Raw genomic sequence first — 19,500 nt, 5'->3', positions numbered from 1 at the left:
CAGGAGCAGACCGAATCTGCAAGACGGCTGAACGGTCCGCCGCTGGAACTGCCGGATGGTACTCCGATTACCGCTAGCAGCAAAGAAAATGAGACGACGCTGGCTTTTTATGTGGACAAGGTCTATGTGGAATGCAGGTCACCAAAATCGGCAAAGCCGGGAAAGTGTTCAGCGGGGTGGAAGACGTCGTCAGCCAGGCGGCGAAGGATGCTTTGAATGGGATCAAGCAGAAGCTCCCGGAGCTGGGTCCGGTCTTACAGACACCGGAAGGGCTGGCCTTAAAGGCAGGGGAGATACCCGATGGACCTTCACTGCCGAGGACGCCGGTGCAGCAGCAGTATATGGATGCGATGGATGAAATGGTTTTGGGTTAAAACCTGATTCTAACCCCGACTTTGTATTAGAAGGTAATATATTTGATTGTTATGCTCCTCAGGGAGAGTTTTCAAAAATTAAAATTAAAGAAATACAAGGTAGAACTAAAAAACAAGCCACAAGAATTACTTTGAATCTTGATGATTTTAATCCTAGTGACATAGAAAGCTTGAAACAAGAAATACTAAGAAAGGCTAATCCTAATGGGGATTTGAAATATTTACAAGAGTTGTTGGTTATAAAAGACGGTGAAATCACTAGATGTTTTACGAAAGGTGATTAATATGGAAATAACATATTATTTCTGCAACAACGTACTTAAAAGAGAAGAAATTGAAAATTCACTTCTACAGCTTGTGGAAAATGTTATGGGAAATGAAAGTGACATTAGCTTCACACAGCAAGAAGAGAGTGAAGAAGGTGAAGGAGATACATTATATGTTAAATGTAATTTTTTCAGCTTTACCACAACACAATTTAATGTAAAGAGTATATCTAGAGATTTTGATATTGAAGTGAACTATGGCTTAGAATGTAATGTATACGAGAACGGAGACAGAAAATTCATTGAGTTTTTAGGTGAAATGCTAAAAAGTAATATCGGAGAGGCTCTCCTTTTAAAAGATTCTGAATATAAAATACTTGAGAGAAAAGATGATTCCTTGCTTGTGGACAGCCACTTTTTCAATGGTGATATTGAGGTTCTATCACTTACTTATATTCAGGGAACATACAAAAAATTCGGAGTGCGAATTGATGCAGGCCTTACTACAGAAGAGATCAAGCTTGAAAGCATAAAACTAGTTGAGGAACATGAGAAAGAATATAACGTCAGTGTGGTAGAAGATCCCGATTACACCTCTGAATTTATGCTCAACTGGGGAGATATACAGATTAATATTAGTAATACTGGTGCAACAATAAATTTATCCTGTGGTCATATTTTTGCACATGAAGATATTTTAAGATTAAAGAAGATGCTACGATTTTTCAAGCAATTCACAAATGCATTGCCAGGGGATTACGAGCTATCGGTAAAGCAAGGGTATTGGAAACAGAAACGCAGTACTTTGGTTACAAGAAACAACAGTGAAGTTACTATAAACAACCAGACTGAGGAAGCACATTTATTGTATGAAATCAATTTCTTTGATCATTAAAGACTGAACAGCTGGGTAATTCTTTCATGAACTAAACTTCATCATCCTCGTCTTTAATATTGAGTGTAAATCACTGTGTCGTATAGAACAGGTCATTATTGGTGATTCCACCATAGTTGACCTGTTTTTTATGTCAGAGAATTGTACTAAATTTAGATGGTTTTACTTCAGCAAAAATAACTGAGATCACTGAAGGGGTTCTAAGGAAAGCTAATCCAAACGGAGATTTAAAAAACTTGCAAGAAATATTATTTGTGGTTGACGGAAAAATCACACGGATATTTGGAGGATAGATATGCATGGATTTTGAATTGTTTTTAGAATCTAAATTGAGTTGTAGTGCATTGGCAGAAGTTATTGAAAAAATTATAATTAAAATTTTGAACGAAAAGGTATCGGTTTACAGTGATGAAGAAGAAATAGTTATCGGAACTGAATACTTTTCATTGGCTCTTGAGCTTGAGGATATTTCTGACATAAGTTTTGTTAGAAGCCATTATGACTTAGATGTTAATATTTCCATTAGGGTGCAGTTATTTGGTGACACCTTTTATCAAGGACTAGAAGCTTTGATTAAAATTATAGGGAAATTAATAAAACAATATGGTGGGAATCTGTTGTTTTTAGAAAATGGTTCAGATCAGCTGCTTAGAAAAGAGAACGGTCAGCTAATTGTCAATAGTGATTTGGATCAATACCAGATAAAGTACTTTACCCCAAGTTTACTTAGTTTACTTGATTATGCTTATATCGAAGAAAAATTGCAAAAATAGGCCCACTATAGGATAAAAGACCCCCAAAACCACTTCAACATGGTTTTGGGGGTCTCTTTTATTTGCGCATAAGAATCCGGTATATCAACATCGCCGCTTCGGCACGCGTGGAATATGCAGTGGGCTTGAGCTGCTGCCGGCCGTCTCCCTTAATGAGACCAGCTGCTGCCAGTGCCGCAATATCATCGGCCGCATCAATGTTAATTAGGTGGCGATCTGTAAAGCTGTCTAAACCGGAGGCAGGTATCGTACCCGGATTCCAAACTTCTGCAGCCTGTAGGGCTCTAGCTGCCATAACAAACATCTCTTGCCGGGAGAGCGGCTCATTCGGATGCGTAGAAGATGTCTCCGCGAGGCCGCCCCCTTCTGCTGCACTCAGTCCCAAAGCCCGCACCAGTAAAAGCGCGAATTCCGCACGTGTAACGGCCTGATCCGGCCGGAATTCAGTTTCAGATATACCGTTAATTATGCCCTTGGAAGTAAGTACTTCCACTGCGGACTTTGCCCAATGCCAATGGGGGATATCCTGGAATGTCTTGTGATTATAGACCGCTGCATAGTGGCCGGACGAAAGAGTGGTTGAGAAAATGGCCTGCTGCCTCTCTGCCTTATAATCCCCGCTGATTACAGGCAGGATGATTCCCTTGTCATTGACATGCCACACAACAATAAAGGCATTGTCCGCTGCAGGAACAGCTGGTGAATGCGGAAGTCCGATCTGTATGGCTGATTGCAGGCTGTCTGCTTGAAGCTTTATCCCATCCAGGCGAAGCTCATACCCGATTAGCGGACTGTCTCCTAACTTCCCTTTAAGCGTTCCTTCCGTATCGACTGTTCTTACTAGTAAAGTTACAGTCTTCACGCCGTCGAGGATTGCTGCAGGGAAGAGACTGTCTGGTAACATAATCGTGGCCAGTGACGAGCTGACCTCTATCTGCAAGGCAGAAGCTCCTGGGCGAAATGCTGAAGCAGGTAGGCGCAACTCATATTCCTTGATGTCCTTGGCCGGATCAACAGTAAGCGGAATCCGGATTGTTTTATTACCGGTTGAATCCGCTTTGGCCAAAGCAATTATTTTTTGTAAAGAGGAATCCATCAGTAGGGCGCTGGCTTTCCCTGCATCAACCGTTATGGGCAGTTCAATTCTGACGCTGCCGTCCAGCAGGAGTACTGTAGTCGAAGAATCTCCAGCTGTTGATCCGGAGCCGCCGGTATTTGGAGCAGCAGCTGGAATTGGTGTAGCCGTGGGACCCGGTGTTGCCGTAGAACCCGGTGTGGCAGAAGGCGCCGGTGTAGCAGAAGGACCCGGACTTGGCTCTGTTTCTGGTTCCGGTTCTGGCTCTGGCTGAGTTCCCGGTCCCGGCTCCTCAAAGGGAATGAACTTCAGGAAGTCACCCCAGATGATATTTCCCTCCGCATCCCTCGTATAAGAGTTCACTGGATTCAAACTAGCAAAGTTAGCATCTGTCAGCTGCTTGCCTGACTTATTGACTGACGCTGTACCATCGTACATGAAGTTATTGTCGGCAGCCAAAGCAGCTGGATACTGGTCTTTCCCGATGCTGCCCGTCTGGTAGGATACGAAGCCGTCGATCCTAAAGTCTGCAGTGATTTGGCCATAAGTGGTGAAGCTCATATTTCCGCGTGTATTATTAAATCCGATATTGTTCATAGCAATTACACCCGGATTACTGTTACTGGTGAAGCCATACGCGCCATTTCCGAAGGCAATGGAATTGCGGATGGTATGAGGGACTTTGATGCCTTCTCCCCCCAGCTTGAATCCGTTTTTATCGCCGGCGCCAACCGTTCCGTCTGTTAAAAATCCATTGTTGAAGGCTGCGCTATTCTCGATTAATACTGGACCGATTGCGCCTGAGCCTGCTTTGGTATACAAGTCCCAGCCATCGTCAATATTGTTATGTGCCAGGCATCCTCTGAAAATATTCCCAATACCTGAAGTCAATTTCGCGGCAAAGCCATCTGCATTATTGTCTGCCGGATCACGGTTATCGAAGGAGGTGCTGTTTAGAATTAAGTTGTAGGATGGCCATTCGGCTATTTCTTGTGCCGTTCCGTCCGTACGGCTGATTTGGAGGCCTGTGTCCCCGTTAGCATAGAAGCGGCTATTCTCCACGATGTTATAATTCCCTCCAACCGTAAAGCCTTTCGTATTTGGCGCCGAGCGGGTGAAATCAATCCCCTTCACATGCCAATAGTTCCCGCTGAGCAGCACGCCTTCTGTTTTTTTGTCAAAATCGATGACGGGTCTTGCCCCTGGTGCCGCCTCCAGGTACTTCTTAGCGGCTGCGGTTCCATCATTGTACCTCTGAATGACAAGCGGTGATTTCCGCACGTAATGGCCGTCAAGCACGATAATATGCTGGCCTGGTCTGACATATTCAATGGCGGTGTCGAGATCAAGCGGGAGATCAGCCGTACCCTCCCCGGCACTTGTTCCTGCAGGAGATACATAGATATGTTCTCCCTCCCCATAGCTGCTCAGGGTTACTGTGAAGTTATGGACGATTTTATCGTAAGAGGTCAAATACTGGGTATCATCTGGTACAAAAGTAACGCTGAAGTTCGTATCCCCCTGATCAGCGAGTACCGCCGGAACCGCAAGACGCTTATCGGCTTTAGCCTCGATATCCTGGGCGATGATTTTAGAGCCTTGCTTCACCGTTACGGTTCCGTTGACATTCGGACGAACAATCATTTGATATTCTGGTGTAGAAGTCTTGCTTAGAGATAGTATGCTCAAGCTTGGTATAACCGGAGCTGCCGGTGGTTCAACCTTAGGAGAATCTGTAGCTGCTGATGTCACCGTCAACTGGATATTGCGGATATTAATTGTAGCGAGACGTGCCGCATAGAATCCGACATACATTTTGGCGTCTTGTACGTTAAGAATATCCGGCTCAAAAATGATAGCTTCCTGATCATTGTTAAGCTGTCCAGTAAAGCCGCTATTCGTCTTGGAGAGCGTTAGACGATAAGGAGCTGCAGGAGCCGTGTTGCCGGGGGCAGGCCGCTCATTCCTCAGCATGATCGTCTGAATGCCTTTACTTCCGGTTCCGTCAGACTTCAAGATGCCGGACCGGACAAAGAGCTGGGTGCCGATGGCGCTTTTGGTACCGCCGCTGTAGCCGCCGATAGCAGCGATATTCGAGGCGAATACGCTGGAATTTCCAGGCGTCCCAATAGCATCCCGTGCCATGATGCCGAATGACTCTTGTCCGTCATATGGAGTTTTGGCAAAAGCCGACACGGAGATATCCGCAGACAGCATGAAATTATCTTCTGACGCATCAAGCTCTGTGTAATAGAAGGTAATGCCATCGTGGTCTTCAGTCACCTTGCCGCCGCCTTCCAGGGCAATCAGCTCTACCGTTCCGTCCTCTTGTAGAAGCATCTTGTTATTAGCAGCGGATGTGGATTGGCCGAATTGAATGCTGCGCCAGACGGGTTCAAGCTTCTCTTTTACCGTGACTGAATACGTAATCGGCTGAATGGATGTATCCGCAGGGATGATCCCGATGTCATACACTCCGGCCCTTTGGTTATCAAACTTGGAGCTGTCCAGGATGAAATCGCTTAGGACTTCCCGGTCCAAGTTGTCATAGACTTTCGATACGATCAGATGATCGCTGTTAAAGTTATCGCCTATAAAAAAGGTCGTTGCCGGATAGCCTGTTACTTCGATACCGGTTAGCTCTTTCATTTGGACCTTAACGTGGAAGGTTGCTGTTGATCCTTTATGAGTTACTGTGATTTCTTTATCTCCTGGTACCGAGGTGTTGAGGGGAGTGACGGTATATTCATCTTTGGTCAGGCGGATCTGAGTGCCATCAGAATAATGGGCATAAACTGCTAATCCTTCTAATTGGATGGAATCACCGGTATAATAGACGGTTTGTTTGGGTTCATGTCTAATCTCCAGCTTGGACAGGGCAGCGTCAATGACTTCAACGTTAAAGGCAGCCGCCATGGATGGAGTCTCTGTGGAGGTGATATTGATTTCATATGGACCTGAATCCGTAAACACATGCGGCGATGTATCAGTAACGGGCTGTCCGCCGATGGAGAGCGAATAGAGACGGCTGTCCAGTTCTGTGATCAGGTAATGATCATTATAGTCAGCAACGACCACAAGTCCCTCCGGATCAAACGTATCTCCCGGATAATAGACCGTTTTGGCCGGCTCATATTTTACCGATAAGGAGGTCACTGTCAGCGGGATAATTTGCAGCGGGATGGTTGCCGAAGCGCCGTTATAATTAATCCTGATCGTATTCTCTCCAGCCTTAGTGCTGTCAAAGCCGGTAACAATATAATCAGCGGAAGACAACACGGCTTCACTGTTATCAGAAAAGACAGCCTTAACGGCCAGTCCGGTCAGATCAAGGGGTTCACCCATCAGATAGGAGGTTTTGGTCATCCCGCTCGTATCAGCGATTAAGTGGGATACACGTTTGGCCTCGACCTTGATGTCTAGTTCACTGAAGGTTACTTCCGCATCTCTTGCTACATAGATTCCGGCAAAGATCGTATCCGTGAATGTATCGTCGAGTGTTACAATTTGAGTTTGTTCACCGATGCTTAGCAGATAAGTATTGCCTGATTTTTTAATGCTGAGATTATAGGTTTCTCCCGCAGCAGGAGCATTGATTCCGCTAAATGCAGGAAGCTTTATTTGCGAGGTTTTTTTATAAAATCCTTTCATTACCTGATCCAACGCACCGACTGCAGCATAATTAGAAATGGTTTTGCTGTCATCTCCATTTGTTCCAACAGTATCCCTGAGCATAAGTCCGAAGGATTTCTGATTAGGCGTGCTGACGCTGGATCTGCTGTTAAATAAATTCACTGTAGCTTTGGCTTGGAGCTCAAAGTTCGTGTCAACGGGAAGTTCTTTGTAATAAAAGGAAAGTCCCTCCTCTCCAGAAGCAATCTTTCCGCCGTACGTACTCATTATTACTGTATTTGGATCTTGAACAATAGGTTCGGGGTTCGTAGCTGGTACTGTACCCGGTCCGAAGGCGCTGAACGCCCAAGGTCCCAGATCCACCTGTTTTTCTTGGCGTACTTCCTCAGCAGACAGAGATAGTGGAATAGACGAGAACAGGAGCAGGAAAATTACAAACATAGCTGACAAGCGTTTTGATTTTCTCACAATGATTAAAACCTCTCCTTATTGGAACGATTTGATCAATGTAAAAGTCTGATCTACGAGATTATACGTTACGTGTGAAAAGTACAGCTATAATCAATACTTCACAAACCGCCGGATATAGTGGTGCAGAGAAAGGATATGAGTTAATGACACTTGGTTTACGAGGGAGGATAACAGGGGAATATCGCGAATCATGAATAGTAAGCGTAATGAAATTTACGAGTATTGGAGGCAGCGGCATGTTGAAGCTATTCGAGTATAACTGGCAGGTGCGCAAAGACTGGTTCGACTGGTGTGAGACGGTGGACGGGGAAGAGCTGATGAAATTACGCACTGGAGGCATAGGATACATTCTTCCTACGCTCTATCACATTGTGACCGTCGAGTATGGCTGGATCTGTGGCGGGATACAAGAGAAAGAGATTGAGATTCCTTCATTCGAGGAAGTGGCCAGCTTGCAGCAGGTCAAGGATTTATCCGCGCGGTGCCATGAGGAGCTGGCTCCATTCGTGTACGGCTGGAATGACAGCCTGGAAGACCGGATCATGATTGATATCACGGATGAAGGGGAACGCGAATTCCATAAATACGGCGAGGTTATGCGGCATCTGATTGCCCACGAGATCCATCACACCGGTCAATTGTCTGTATGGTCACGGGAGATCGGGAAGCCGCCGGTTACGGCTAACTTTATTGGCAGAGGACTGTTTAACTAAATGCTGAAATTGACCCGGAAAATGAAGGTAATAGCTGCGTCGGGTATATTGTTAATAGCACTGCTGATGATCTCTTGGGGAGTCTATGCCAAGCCGGTGCATGCTGCCTTGGTCAATTACTCTAGCATGGTTGAAGTGGCACCGGATGTTTATATAGAGCCGGATATGTCGAAGGAACTGCAGGATCAGCTGCTATCTTACGTTGAGCTTGCCCAAGAGAAGGTTACGGCTATTTTTGGTGAGCGAACTTCAACTCCGTATTTGATTGTGGCGCTAACTTCCAGGAGTCTGGGGAAATACACTGAAAATCCGACCGGACAAACCTATTACCTGCCCTGGAATAACTATATTGTGATCGGCCCGGACGGGTTTAATGAAAATGTGATTTCGCATGAATTCACCCACGCTGAATTGAGGGAACGACTGCGCAACCGCAATGTAGTGCCTGTGTGGTTTGATGAAGGGCTGGCTTCAATGGTAGACGGGAGATTGTCTAATAGCACAGCCGCATGGGAACAGGTAACGGATAAAGGGAAGAAGCCTGTGGATTACGGCCTTTTAGACTCGTATGATGCTTTCAGTTATGGAACTCCGGAAGCCTGGAAGAATTACAATTTGGCTTGTTATGAAGTTACGCGGTGGTTCTCTCGTGCAGGAGAAGATGGGCTTCTCAAGTTAATCCAAGCGTTGAACCAAGGGGAAGATTTCGCAGAGCAATATGCAAGAATTGAACTTGCTGAGCCATGAAGTCTCCCCGGATTACAACAGTAAGCATAAGGATGTGACCAAGCATGCAGTTTGAAACAAACCGGCTGCTGATCCGGGAATTCATGTCCGAGGATGTCCAGCGGGTGCATGAATATGCCTCCGATCCGGCAGTGGCCAAGTATATGATTTGGGGACCCAATTCCCTGGAGGATACCCGGAGCTACATCCGGCTGACCTTGGATATGCAGCAGCAGGAGCCGCGCCGGGGGTTCGAGTATGCAGTCGTTCTGAAGCAGGAGGATGTACTGGTAGGCGGCTGCGGGATACATATCAGCGGAGAAGGGCAGGGAGAAATCGGTTATTGCTATAACCGGTTGTATTGGGGACAGGGTATTGCAAGTGAGGCTGCCGCCGTGCTGCTGGAATGGGGCTTCAATGGCCTTGATCTTCACCGGATCTACGCGACCTGCCGCCCGGAGAATATCGGATCTGCCAGAGTCATGCAACACATAGGAATGGTATACGAAGGACATCTGAGAGAACATATGCGCCATAAGGGGAAGTGGCTGGACTCTTACCAATACTCTATCCTGAAGAACGAGTATATGGCGGCACGCGGCTGAATTGGAACAACAGCCCGTTCGCGGAGCGTCCATTCAAGTGCACACGTTGATCTTACGCAAAAAAAGAAGGCGTCCCAGAAGCCGTTTCATGGCTTTTGGGACAGCTTCTTTTTGCTGTTCTCTAGTCTGGCAATAGTACAGTTAGAGCGGCATAACGGCAACTTCGTTAATCTTGCCTGCTTCTTCCGGATCAGCTGCGATCAGCTTGTCAGTAGTTGCTTTCCTTGTTTATGGCTGCTCCGCATATCTCCACCAGGCAAATGTTCCGGCTATTCCGAATATCCCTGTATACGCAAGTATCAATATACTGCTGAGATGTAAGGAACCGGTGCTTTGAAATACCGACGGGATGGTCCATGGGAAATAGGGTGCAAATCCAAATGAGGCCAACACATTGGACAGAATGACGATGATCAGGATGAGCCCCAGGGGTGCCAGATAGCCCTTGGTCACATTAGCCAAAAGAATGGTTGGTGCGGTCACAAAAATGTACAATAGCGAGGTGATCAGGAACTTAAAGAACAAGCTCGAAATGAAGGAAGCGGACCCGCCTTGGGCGCCCATGATCGCCCCTACGGCAAAACCCACGGCAAACATATAGACGGAAAGTAACAGGCACCATGCTAAAATGACAAGGAATTTGGACAATACAATTTTCGCTCTGGACACGGGCTTTGCCAGCAAATCTTTGATGGTTCTATCCGCAAATTCCCGTCCGAATACCCATGCCGCAACAAAGGTATATCCGATAAGCCCCAGCGGGGCAAGTGTATCAAGCAATCCGGTTAAATACTGCTCCCAGCTGACACCGCCGGCGTCACTGGATAATACATTTCCGACGCCCATCATGATGGGGCCGAAGCCTAACACAAGAAACATGATCCAGAACACATTGGAGCGGATAATCTTGCGAATCTCACAATGTAACACAGATAGAATATTCATTATTTAATCCCCCTGGTCATACCAATGGTGCGGAGAAAATACCCTTCCAAATCCTCCGTAATCACCCGGAGCGATGTTGGCGGCTGATTGCGTTGAACGAGCAGTTCGGCCAGCCGTTCAGGATGATCTGCCGCATGTTCATTGGTTAGTTTAATTGAGCCGTCCAGGGTGTCCTCAAAGGCATAGCCATGCTCTTCAAGCACCTTCTTTAAGGCAGGTTTGTTCAGTCCGTTCACCACCAGGTTTTTCTGTAAGGATTGCTCCAGCTTATCCATTGCGACTTCCTTAACAAGGCGCCCATTATGAATAATCCCAATGCGTGTGGACACTTTCGAGAGCTCCTCTAACAGATGGCTGGATATAAAAATAGTTACGCCGAAATTGGTTGCCAGATTATATAACATATTCCGTATCTCCGCCACGCCTGCGGGATCAAGGCCGTTGATCGGCTCGTCCAAGATTAGAATTTCCGGATTGTGAATCATCGCTTTCGCAAGTCCCAGGCGCTGCTTGTTACCCAAAGAGAGATGCTTTGCTTTTTTCTTTTGGTGCGGCTCAAGTCCCAGCTTATAGATCACCTGATGTACGGCATCCTTGTCAGCCACCCCTTGCATGCGCCTTGCGATGTCAAGATTCTCAGTTACCGTGAGATCGGGATAAAAAGTAGCCTCCTCCAAATATCCGACCTTGCTCCATAATTTAGAGTTTCCGGCATCGACCTTTTCACCTAACATATAGAGCTTGCCGGAGGTTGGCTTCAGCATCGCCAGGAGCATCTTGATCGTCGTTGTCTTCCCGGCGCCATTCAGACCCAGGAATCCAAAGATCTCTCCTTGGCTCACCTCCAGCGAAAGATTGTTTAATACGGTATAATCGCCAAACCTTTTGTGCACTCCGTCAATCTGTATAGCGGGCGTGCTGCCGCTTCTTTTCTCTGATAAAATTCGCATAGCTGTTAACTCCTCCTATGACAATCCCTAAGATTGGCGGGGTGCGGCTGGCCCAAGCCCAATGGAACAGAGCCAATTCAGCGCTACCTCATGCAGCACGTTGATGTTATCTACCTGACAGTGCTCTAATCCGCCAAGCCGTCTATCCTCTATCGCGAAGAATGTCTTGTTTGCCGAACCTGCCTGCTCGTAATTCTTCATAGCTTGTGTCAGCGGATTGGGCTGAACCAATATTTCTTCCGCTCCATGCATGACAAGCAGCGGACATTCGATCTGGTGGAGTACGCCCTCAAGATCATAGGCAAAACGCGGATTCCCCGCAAAATCCTCCAGGCTGTCTGCCCCCAGAATTCGCATGCCGTGTGCGGCCAGACTTGGCGGCATCCAGGACAGCATGGCTTTCCAGTCGAAGGCATGCGTACCTCCGTCGGAGATGACGGCAGCAATTCTGTGATCGAACGAAGCGAAGCGCAAGGAGTCGTAAGCCGCAAAACTCTCCCCGTGCACGATAATCTTATCCGGATCGACTTCCGGCCGTGTCAGAAGGAAGTCGATGGCCCGGGAATGAAACGCTTCGCTGTCCGCCCGTCTGCCCTTTCCCTTTTCATACATCGAGAGACCGGTGCCGGGCTGATCATAGACCAAAAAGTTATATCCGCATGCAATGAAGGCAGGACCCAGCCAGAAATAATTCTCAATGGACCACTCGTCACCACCGTTAAGCGCAAATACGGTCGGCTTGGGGCCTTCTATCCAGGAAGGGGAGAAGAAGTAACCATCCAGCTTAACATCCTCGTAATCAACCTCAATCTTCTCCGGCGGGACATCGAAGTACTTTCCGGCGGCTTCGAAGAGTTCATTAACCTTTTTAAAGATACGGATTTTCCGGGTATCATCATCCATCACCGAATACTCTGCGATTCTATAGTAATTGCAGGCACGAATATAGCAGTTCCGTGCGGTATACCAGTTTCCGGCCGTTTCGGCCTCCTTGCCGTGTTTTTCCAATGCCTGAGCGGTGATGAGCCACTCCCTGTGCCACGTAGCTTTGTCATCGGGGTCAATTCTTTTGCAGGCCTCGTAGATTTCGGTGACATCCGTAGCACCGAGGCTTGCCATACCCAAAGCTTTGGTAACCTGGTATGACATCATGTAATTGTTGGGCCAGCGGCTGAACTCAATTGACATTTTAATATCCTCCTTTTTGAACTTGAAGCTTCATCGTCACTGCGGTGAACATTTGGACTTCCGGCCGCTGTTGTCCCCAGATTTCTTGATTTTGAACCGCTGTTCGCGGGTGAAATCCGGTGACTTGCTGATGCTTTCGATGCGAGCTTTCCTGCGGAAAGCTTTCAGGCGGTCGCTACCGCTCCTACAGTTCCAAATTTCCCCTCCGCTTCTTTTGCTTTTTGTTTATTTCTTTAGTGCTTCTAATATAGAAATTATTTTTACATCCAAAGATGAAGCTTCGGTAAAAGAAAAATAAATGTTTATAAAGAGAATATAAAAAACTATAAACTGCTAAAACACAAAAAGGCTGTTGCCTGGGTGTCACACCCGGCAGCAGCCTGTAATCTTTGGTTGTTGAAGCAGAAGTGCGTAAATACAATCAGTGAAGTGAAGCCAGGGGAAGGCTGAATCTTATCCCCAAACCGCCATATTCGGAAGGGAAGGCCATAATCTCTCCTCCGTGATGCTCAATAATAGATTTACAGCTTGCCAGGCCCAGCCCAAGTCCGCCTTTTTGGATTTGCCGCGATTTATCCACCGTGAAGAATTTAAGGAACAGAGAAGAGAGATCCTTATCCGGCACGCCGATTCCGTTATCCTCGATTTGGAAATAGGCATGATGCTCCCTCAGGTATCCGGTCATATACACGTTCAGCTTATTCTTCCCCCCATATCTTACAGCATTGCTGAAGAGGTTGCCGAACACCCGGCGGATCATCGGTTCATTGACCATTAGCCATATACTGTCCGTGAATGAATGGCGGCAAGTCAGTTCGTTGTCAAGTCCAGCCAGCTCGTACTCATATTCAAAAGCAATGTCTTCAAATAACTCTGTTGCCCTTACAGGCCCGGCTACCATGGATTCAAGCTCCAGTTTTTGTTTGGTGAAGCTGGAGAGATCATTGATGAGCTCAACCATATATGCTGACTTCTTTTGAATCAGTTCATAATATTCCTGCTTTTCAGTGTCGGGTAAGTCCTTGTGCGTAGCCAGCAGTTCGGTGAAACCGTTAATAGAGGTCAGGGGTGTCTTCAAATCGTGGGCGATGGCTGCAATCATATCGGTTTGTTCTCTGTGGGCGAGTTGCAGTTTATGCTCCATCTTATTGAAGTGCTTATAAAGCTCTCCGATCTCGTCATTACCCCTCGAAGCCAGCGGAGGCAGGGGATGGACAACATTTACTTCCCCCAGCCGGGTATTCAGACGCCGGATGGGCTTCTCTATGCAAAAGTAAATATAGATGATCAGAATAATAAATACACAACAGGCGATGACGAAGATGGGCAGCAGCAATGCTATATATCGTGAGTCCAGCAATGTAGTGCGTATAGGGGAATATACTGCGAAGACAAACTTCAAGTACAGTCCAATGGAAAACATAAGAATGAGAAGCATCAGCAGGAATAAAAGGGGAAGTTTTATTTTCAGTTTCATCCTATTGCTCTCTTTCCGTATATTTATAGCCTATACCCCAAATGGTTTTAATGAAGTTATGTTCAGGACCCAACTTCTTGCGGATATTCTTGATATGGACCGTTACGGTATTGATTTCTCCGTACTCGTCTCCCCAGACCTTCTCATAGATCTGCTCACGGCTGAGTACCTGATTGGGATGACGCATAAGGATAGACAGAATTTGAAATTCTTTCGCGGATAAGTCGAGCTTCCGGGTATGCAGGAAGGCTTCAAACGTTTTATCGTTCAAAATAAGCGGAGCATCTGCCTTTTCTCTACCGGGGCTAAGCTCATCCCACTCTTTATGCAGCCTGTCCACTTTTCGGAAATGGGCTTTTATCCTGGAGGCCAGCTCCTGAATACTGAAAGGTTTGGTCATGTAATCGTCTGCTCCTATTTCGAGACCGACGATTTTATCAATGTCCTGATCACGCGCACTTAAAAAAAGGATGGGAACATTATAGGATGTCCGGATATTTCTGCAGACATCAAGTCCATTCATATCAGGCATCACTATGTCCAGAACAATGAAATCAATGTGGTTATCATCCACTGCAGATAAGGCTTCTTCCCCGGACCTGGCTGTGATGACTTCAAATTGCTCGTACCTTAAACTTTTGGTGATGAGTTTTACGATTTCTTCATCATCGTCTACAACTAATATCGTTTTTGACATTTGACTACCTCCCAGACACCAACAGACCTGATATAAATAATAATTCGTTAATCCGGTTGATGCAATCTTCCACAGGTCTCCTTCCTGCCGGCCGCAGCATCCCTGGACCATTGCAGCGGTTAAACGGAGAATGCCGAACGCACGGTTAACGTGACGATTCCCGGTGTGGTTGATCTTACGCAAAAAAAAGAAGGCGTCCCAGAAGCCATTTTACAGCTTTTGGGACAGCCTGTTTTTACTGTTCTCTAATTTGAAATAGTACAGTTAGAGCGGCATAACGGCAACTTCGTTAATCTTGACTGCTTCTTCCGGATCAGCCGTAATCAGCTTGTCATACACTGCTTGATCCTGGGCACTCTGGGTTCTCTGCTGTACAGCGAGGTACCAGCGGGCCGTTTCCCGGTTGACGGCATCGTTATAATCCTCAGTCAGCCCTTGCTGCAGTGTGGCTGCGGCGGCTTGCCATTGTTCCGATAAATATTGGATCTTACCGGCGTTCAGCAGCATAACTGAAGTAATCATCGATCCCCGTCCCTGCTGATCTTCAGCCGGAAGGGTACTGAACCATTCTTCATCCGCAGCCGCATGGGCATAAGCGTCCAGACCGGTTTTGAAATACCGTTCCTTATTAACCGTCTCCTGATCCCCCAGATCCGTCTGGCCCAGTGCATAAGCCTCCAGTGCCCGCTTCAAGGCTGCGGCTCCCAGCTCCTGGGAACGGCCGATCACCGCGCTGTACCAATCTGTATCCCAGAGGGTTGCGGTCTCCGTCAAGTCTTCGTAACCGTTGGTGAAGCCTTGCTTCACCGTTGCCCCAGCAGCTTCCTCGTCTCCGGACATGGATTGGATTCGCCCTGCATTCAGAGCAATCGTTGAGGTAACGAAGAATTCACGGCCCTGAAGCTGCTCGGGTGGAAGAGTCTTCAAATGCTCAATGCCGTCCGTTACATGTTTGTAGGAAGCCAGCGCACTGTTGAAATACTTCTGTTCCCCTGCTTCATCTCGCTTCGCATAGGCCTGCAGCCCAAGGAGCGAGGTCCGGCTGATCAGATGATCATACCAGTTAATATCCCACATGAACTTGTCCGCATTATCGAGATACACCCGGTAAGATTCTTCACTCTGGCCCTTCAAATCATAGTATTTCGCCAGCTGGGATAGCAGATCTTTGTTATAGGGCTCACCTTCAAGTGCGCGGGTTAACACCGTATAGGATTCGTCCAGAAACTGTGTATTCTGTGTTTGGGTAAATACCTGCTGATCCAGCATGGATAGATAAGCCGCCGATTCGGGATGATTCGGGCGGGTTTTGAGTGCTTTTACCAGAGGGGCCTTGATCTCTTCATAGGATTGGCTGACTTTGACCAGCTTCTTGGCGGTATAGGCTTCAGAGCTGGAACTGATATACCCCAGAGACAGGAACAGCAGATACCCGGTGCCGATTCCCAGCAGCCCGAAATACCCGGCTCTGATCCAAAGCTTGTTCCACTTGAGACGGAGCGGTCTGCTCTCCATGACAACGGTCATCCCTCCCAGAGCGAGGAAGACCAGAATCCCCATGAACGCATAGCTCATATTGAAATCAAGCAGGCTGTGAACAAGAATCGACAACGCGATAATGAGATAGAAGAACCCGTTATTGTAATCGTCTTTGTCGCGTTTCAGGTATCCTCTTACATACTTGCAGAAAATGAACAGGATGAAGCCCATGAACACGATAAAGCCGAGAATGCCCACTTCAATCAGGTACTGCAGGAAAAAGTTGTGGACCTGGCGGCTCAGGTAAGGGTTGTTCTGGTAGTGCTCATAGAGTGACGCCCAGCCCCCGCCTCCGGTCCCCAGTAACGGATAATCTTTGACCACCTTCATGGCATCTTTGTAAAAGGTGAAGCGTTCAAGTACACTGTGCTGCTTGAAGTTGATATTCTCCAGCCGTGTTCCGATATTCTCCGGCAGAATATTACGCGCACGGGTTCCGATAAACAGGAAGGCGATAAGCAACACACCGGCAACGGATACCACAGGAATCCATACTCCGCTCCAGCGGCGTGATTCTGTGCTGCCGAGCTTGCGGCTCAGCCAAGGGGCAAAGTAATGCTGGACAACCCAGCAGAGAGCGGCGGCGCAGAATGATGCACCCAGCAGGTATCCCCAGCCCTCAAGGGCTGCAGAGGAAGTGAAGGCCGTATTCAGCTCCAGGCCCAGTCTGGTTACCGGATTAGTAATCAGCAGAGACAATACGCCGGCAATGGCGAGATTAATAATCCAGAGTATCTGCTGCACAGGCTTCAGGAAGAGCAGCAGAATAATGAATACTACAGGCATCAGGACCAGACCGCCGCGGGACAAGGTAAGCAGCAGCGAGACAATGAAGGGAACCAGCATAAATCCGTGCATCAGCCGTCCGTACCATTTCCGGGAGCGGATCAGCGCGAATAAGGCGACGAACAGAAAAGCCATCAGGAACGCTGCATATGTATTGGCATACTGGAAAATGGAAGTCAGGCGAAGCCCGTTCGAATCGGTCATCACTGCTTCAGTGTACTTGCCGTTGACCACAGTATCCGAGAACCAGCCTACAAGACTGCCGGCAAGCTTCCAGCTTCCGAGCCAGTTCAATAGACCGAAACCGACGATCAGATAAGCGATTGCGAGGATACCCAGCTGAATAACATTATTGAGCTGCCTCTGGCGGAGCAGATACACGCTGATAATGAAGACCGCCGCATAAGTAAATTGGGTGAACAGCATGTTCATAGCCATATAATGCGAGGCAGCGCCAAACAGTGACAGGGCGTACGTTAACGGGAGCAGGATTGCGGCGAGGGTAAGCAGATCGCGCTGCCCGTCCAGCCTGAAGGTCTTGAAGTACAGGACAGCACAGGCCAGCAGGAGCAGACCGCTCAGCAAGGCAGCCATATAAATAGGCTTCTCAAATTCCACTCTCATTCCGTTGAACAATCCAACCTGGAAGGGGGTCCACCCCAGGAACAGGATGAAGGCAATGCAGAGCGCCCATGCGGGTCCGGAATTCTTTTCGATCGTCTTGGACGGAGCCGCTTGCTTGCCGTATACAGGTTTCGACACGTTATATTCTCCTTTTTTCGAGTATTCACGCTACTAATTCTAACATAGAACCATTTAAGGTATATTGTGTAAAATGATGATAATGTGAAATTATGGATGGTATTTTGAAAATCCGGAGGAGGATAAGCAGGTTTGAAGCCGGGAGGCATATTCATAGCGGGTCCGGGGATGGATTTTGGAGAGCAGCCGGGTGTTAAGGGCCGGATAAGACTCAGCTAATGAAGCTGTCCATTGGCACAGGCCAACCCTTTACGGATTCATAGAATATAGTATCTCAGGCAAATCTATGAGGCATGTATACGTGAGATTCCGCTCAAAGGCAGCAATGATAAAAGGCAGTCTGCTCTACGGATGTCTTTTGCCATAGCTGCCGGGAGCTTTGCTTCAGGCCGGAAGGATGAATTTGAAATTAATCATGAACACGATCAGGGCAGCGGCCCCCAGGGAAAAGGCGATACAGCCGGCGCCCAGAACCCTGCGGCGGTCTTTGATGAATTTGAAGCCCAGCGCGCAGACGAGTATCGTGGTTCCTGCCAGTACAACAGACATGCCGACCATCGCAAACCAATACAGGATTTCAAAAAACTGTGCCATTAGGAAACCCTCCCCTCCAGGCTATAATACAACGAATTTTAAGAATATTCCAGCTCTGGAATAAACGGAACACCGGGATATACGGCCCTTGCGGCTATATGCCCTTTTTTGCTGCGGACTCCCTTACCACGGACAATCATACAGGAGGGTGCGGTCTTTCGTGAGTAATCTATAGGGTAGGCTGGGAATTCGAAAGGAGAGGGCGAAAAAATGGCGGGGAGAGAACTGGCAAGCAAGTTGCTGAAGACCGCGGCGTTGCTTAGCGATTCACGGGTTGCCGGTTACATTCCGAGAACACGGGAATATAGTGCTGCCGGACTGCTGGCGATGCTGGGAAGATACGGGAATGTTGTGATTAAGCCGGTTGTCGGCGGCGGAGGCTACGGGGTGATCAAGGTGTTCCGGGATCACAGGGGTTACGGCTTCACGTATATGCATAATACACGTATATATCGTGATTTTGCTTCGATGAGGTACGCGCTGGACCGCTTCAAGGTAAAGCGGAGATATTTGATCCAGCAAGGCATTTCCCTTGCCCGGATTTCCGGGCGTCCGATTGATTACCGGGTCAAAGTGGTGAAAAACGGCGATCACTGGGAATTCCGCTCCATGGTAGGCAGAGTAGCCCGGCCGGGATTGTTCGTTACTAATCTCTGTAAAGGGGGAACGATGCTCAGCTGCCGTCAGGGACTGAACAGATCGCTGCCGAGAATCCGGACCTCCGCCAAGAAAGCGGAGATGCGCCGGCTGACTTTAGTCTGCATTGAGCTGCTGGAGCGGCATTTCCCCGGCATCGGTGAGCTGGGCTTCGATTATGCTGTGGATCAGCGGGGGAAAATATGGATTCTGGAAGTAAATACAAGACCAAAATAACCGAAAATTGATTAAGAAAATTTTAATAATTGACGATAAATACATTAATAAGCTAATATTGCGTTTAGTCGTGTCAATTCCGAGGTAATATGAACATAAATATCCCAGCCAATTATGAACATTCTAAAAATTATTTTTAAGGATAAGCGGGATATCTG

15 protein-coding genes and 1 pseudogene are annotated in these 19,500 nt (G+C 47.5%); 8 read left to right on the top strand and 8 right to left on the bottom strand.

Annotated features, from left to right (window positions below; genetic code table 11):
• Positions 1-131: 131 nt before the first annotated feature.
• The 4 genes and pseudogenes from P40081_RS30315 to P40081_RS30305 all read left to right on the top strand — a co-directional run bounded on the left by P40081_RS30315 (position 132) and on the right by P40081_RS30305 (position 2,308).
• Positions 132-374 carry a hypothetical protein gene (locus P40081_RS30315; protein WP_042139818.1) on the top strand — a complete coding sequence of 81 codons (243 nt, stop codon included), beginning with the start codon at positions 132-134 and terminating at the stop codon, positions 372-374.
• Positions 375-397: 23 nt separating this feature from the next.
• Positions 398-658, top strand: a pseudogene (locus P40081_RS40195) (hypothetical protein); the annotation flags it as partial.
• Position 659: 1 nt separating this feature from the next.
• Entirely contained in the window at positions 660-1,535 is an 876-nt protein-coding gene (locus P40081_RS30310) for a hypothetical protein (protein ID WP_042139817.1), read from the top strand.
• A gap of 299 nt (positions 1,536-1,834) precedes the next feature.
• The gene (locus tag P40081_RS30305; RefSeq protein WP_042139816.1) at positions 1,835-2,308 is read left to right on the top strand and encodes a hypothetical protein; all 474 of its coding nucleotides are present in this window, start codon (positions 1,835-1,837) and stop codon (positions 2,306-2,308) included.
• A gap of 58 nt (positions 2,309-2,366) precedes the next feature.
• On the opposite strand, the gene P40081_RS30300 is transcribed toward P40081_RS30305, so the two are convergent.
• Entirely contained in the window at positions 2,367-7,484 is a 5,118-nt protein-coding gene (locus P40081_RS30300) for a right-handed parallel beta-helix repeat-containing protein (protein ID WP_081970244.1), read from the bottom strand.
• Positions 7,485-7,723: 239 nt separating this feature from the next.
• Between P40081_RS30300 and P40081_RS30295 the strand changes: the two genes are divergently transcribed.
• From P40081_RS30295 to P40081_RS30285, 3 genes are read left to right on the top strand one after another with little or no spacing between them, the layout of a single operon-like run.
• Positions 7,724-8,200 carry a DinB family protein gene (locus P40081_RS30295; RefSeq protein WP_042139815.1) on the top strand — a complete coding sequence of 159 codons (477 nt, stop codon included), beginning with the start codon at positions 7,724-7,726 and terminating at the stop codon, positions 8,198-8,200.
• A complete protein-coding gene (locus P40081_RS30290; RefSeq protein ID WP_042139814.1) occupies positions 8,201-8,947 on the top strand; it encodes a hypothetical protein in 747 nt (248 codons plus the stop codon).
• Between the two features lie 44 nt (positions 8,948-8,991).
• The gene (locus P40081_RS30285) at positions 8,992-9,531 is read left to right on the top strand and encodes a GNAT family N-acetyltransferase (RefSeq protein ID WP_042139813.1); all 540 of its coding nucleotides are present in this window, start codon (positions 8,992-8,994) and stop codon (positions 9,529-9,531) included.
• Positions 9,532-9,759: 228 nt separating this feature from the next.
• Here the strand turns inward: P40081_RS30285 and P40081_RS30280 are convergent, their stop codons facing one another.
• From P40081_RS30280 to P40081_RS30250, 7 genes are all read right to left on the bottom strand, one after another.
• The gene (locus P40081_RS30280; RefSeq protein ID WP_042139812.1) at positions 9,760-10,476 is read right to left on the bottom strand and encodes a DUF2705 family protein; all 717 of its coding nucleotides are present in this window, start codon (positions 10,474-10,476) and stop codon (positions 9,760-9,762) included.
• Positions 10,476-11,426, bottom strand: coding sequence for an ABC transporter ATP-binding protein (locus tag P40081_RS30275; RefSeq protein ID WP_042139811.1), 951 nt, complete (start codon positions 11,424-11,426; stop codon positions 10,476-10,478). Before P40081_RS30275 ends, P40081_RS30280 begins: the two co-directional genes overlap by 1 nt.
• Before the next feature lie 27 nt (positions 11,427-11,453).
• Positions 11,454-12,614 (bottom strand): alpha/beta hydrolase, encoded by a 1,161-nt coding sequence (locus P40081_RS30270; protein WP_042139810.1) that lies wholly within the window; start codon positions 12,612-12,614, stop codon positions 11,454-11,456.
• Between the two features lie 421 nt (positions 12,615-13,035).
• On the bottom strand, positions 13,036-14,091 hold the full coding sequence (locus P40081_RS30265; protein ID WP_042139809.1) for a HAMP domain-containing sensor histidine kinase: 1,056 nt from the start codon (positions 14,089-14,091) through the stop codon (positions 13,036-13,038).
• Between the two features lies 1 nt (position 14,092).
• The gene (locus tag P40081_RS30260; protein ID WP_042139808.1) at positions 14,093-14,788 is read right to left on the bottom strand and encodes a response regulator transcription factor; all 696 of its coding nucleotides are present in this window, start codon (positions 14,786-14,788) and stop codon (positions 14,093-14,095) included.
• Between the two features lie 264 nt (positions 14,789-15,052).
• A complete protein-coding gene (locus P40081_RS30255; RefSeq protein WP_042139806.1) occupies positions 15,053-17,875 on the bottom strand; it encodes an O-antigen ligase family protein in 2,823 nt (940 codons plus the stop codon).
• A gap of 384 nt (positions 17,876-18,259) precedes the next feature.
• A complete protein-coding gene (locus tag P40081_RS30250; protein ID WP_042139805.1) occupies positions 18,260-18,469 on the bottom strand; it encodes a hypothetical protein in 210 nt (69 codons plus the stop codon).
• Positions 18,470-18,679: 210 nt separating this feature from the next.
• On the opposite strand from P40081_RS30250, the gene P40081_RS30245 reads away from it, so the two are divergent.
• A complete protein-coding gene (locus tag P40081_RS30245) occupies positions 18,680-19,342 on the top strand; it encodes a YheC/YheD family protein (RefSeq protein WP_042139804.1) in 663 nt (220 codons plus the stop codon).
• Positions 19,343-19,500: the final 158 nt, after the last annotated feature.

This window comes from Paenibacillus sp. FSL P4-0081 (assembly GCF_000758565.1).
Lineage (GTDB): Bacteria > Bacillota > Bacilli > Paenibacillales > Paenibacillaceae > Paenibacillus_AQ > Paenibacillus_AQ phytohabitans.
This window is presented reverse-complemented; position numbering and strand designations above follow the sequence as displayed.

Coding starts and splice junctions, on each gene's coding strand:
- P40081_RS30315 (WP_042139818.1), top strand. CDS start 132: ATGCAGGTCACCAAAATCGGCAAAGCCGGGAAAGTGTTCAGCGGGGTG.
- P40081_RS30310 (WP_042139817.1), top strand. CDS start 660: ATGGAAATAACATATTATTTCTGCAACAACGTACTTAAAAGAGAAGAA.
- P40081_RS30305 (WP_042139816.1), top strand. CDS start 1,835: ATGGATTTTGAATTGTTTTTAGAATCTAAATTGAGTTGTAGTGCATTG.
- P40081_RS30295 (WP_042139815.1), top strand. CDS start 7,724: ATGTTGAAGCTATTCGAGTATAACTGGCAGGTGCGCAAAGACTGGTTC.
- P40081_RS30290 (WP_042139814.1), top strand. CDS start 8,201: ATGCTGAAATTGACCCGGAAAATGAAGGTAATAGCTGCGTCGGGTATA.
- P40081_RS30285 (WP_042139813.1), top strand. CDS start 8,992: ATGCAGTTTGAAACAAACCGGCTGCTGATCCGGGAATTCATGTCCGAG.
- P40081_RS30280 (WP_042139812.1), bottom strand. CDS start 10,476: ATGAATATTCTATCTGTGTTACATTGTGAGATTCGCAAGATTATCCGC.
- P40081_RS30275 (WP_042139811.1), bottom strand. CDS start 11,426: ATGCGAATTTTATCAGAGAAAAGAAGCGGCAGCACGCCCGCTATACAG.
- P40081_RS30270 (WP_042139810.1), bottom strand. CDS start 12,614: ATGTCAATTGAGTTCAGCCGCTGGCCCAACAATTACATGATGTCATAC.
- P40081_RS30265 (WP_042139809.1), bottom strand. CDS start 14,091: ATGAAACTGAAAATAAAACTTCCCCTTTTATTCCTGCTGATGCTTCTC.
- P40081_RS30260 (WP_042139808.1), bottom strand. CDS start 14,788: ATGTCAAAAACGATATTAGTTGTAGACGATGATGAAGAAATCGTAAAA.
- P40081_RS30250 (WP_042139805.1), bottom strand. CDS start 18,469: ATGGCACAGTTTTTTGAAATCCTGTATTGGTTTGCGATGGTCGGCATG.
- P40081_RS30245 (WP_042139804.1), top strand. CDS start 18,680: ATGGCGGGGAGAGAACTGGCAAGCAAGTTGCTGAAGACCGCGGCGTTG.